1 protein-coding gene is annotated in these 1,171 nt (G+C 37.1%); it reads right to left on the bottom strand.

The window, feature by feature from the left end:
- On the bottom strand, positions 1–882 hold an 882-nt coding region (locus ACYVRA_RS06720; RefSeq protein ID WP_461251974.1), incomplete at its 3' end, for a phage integrase N-terminal SAM-like domain-containing protein.
- Between the last annotated feature and the right edge of the window lie 289 nt (positions 883–1,171).

Below are 1,171 nucleotides of genomic sequence, written 5' to 3'. Positions count from 1 at the left end.
ACGGTGTTTGGGATTTTTTTCTAAAGAAAAGATTTTGCTGATCTCCTCTTTTGACAAAATCATGGGAAGACGGCCGTCGTGACGGGGACGGTGTTTTTGTTCTATGCTGTCATCTTTTAAAATATATTTAAATAAAAATTTAATAGCGCTGATTGCAAGATTCATCGCGGAGGCGGAGTATTTCTTGTCTTTTTCCATAAGAGCGAGGAATTCAGTTATGTCATCGGGACGGATTTCTTCTGGAGTTTTTTGGAGAGTGCGGCAAATTAGGCGGTTGTAGTAAATGTAGGCGCGGCGGGTTTGAACGCTGTACTTTCTGGAGCGAAGTTCGGCTTCAAGTTTTTCTTTTAATTGATTGGAAAGCTTTTCGGGCAAAGACGGGGAAACAGGAAAGGAAAAGGGAGAGGCAGGGAGAACGTCAGCTTTCTTCGGAGGATATTCAGTCTGCTTCTTTTTTATGATGGGAGAATATTCAGTTTGTTTATTTTTCATGGTAGGAGAATATTCAGAGTGTTTTTCTTTCATGGCAGGAGAATAATACGTGTATTCATCGTTGTTAGGTGCATAGCTTAATGGAGTAATATCCGTAGATTGTTCATGAGAGTACTCTAAAGGGTGGTCAAAAAAACCGGAAATTTGCGGTTGATTGCTGGAATTTTCCTGTATCTGCACAATGGGAATCGTGGAGTGGCCTTTGGGGAGAAACTCTTTAAAAACATTGCTAAAAAATTCTGTATCAAAATCGCCAATAAAAATAAATGAATGACAGACATCATCCCATTTGCCGCCGTTCGCAATAAAACAGCGGAATAAAGGCGGATCGTAACCGGTAAAAGGAATCCGTACATTGCCGGATTCACGGAAGAGATAGAGAACGTCCATTGTAAACCTCTTAAAATATAATCTGATTCTTAATTAAGGCTGATATGTCAAAAATTATTATTCTGAAAAATAGTATACATCTTTTTTTGTTTAATGACAACAGGCATTATGTGTTTTTTTATAATAGAATTGTTCGGAAACTGAAATTTCCGAACAATTCTATTATAGAGCTTGTAGAAAAACTCATTTCTCACAGATTCTGTAGTCCTTCAAAGAAATAAAAATTGGTGTTATTGAAAGTTTAAACTTCTACACAATTATTTTTAAATATCCGTTACCACTTCCGGTA

It is taken from the genome of Treponema sp. R8-4-B8, from assembly GCF_054786175.1.
Note: the sequence above shows the minus strand (reverse complement) of the source record. Positions and strands in the feature narration are given on the sequence as shown.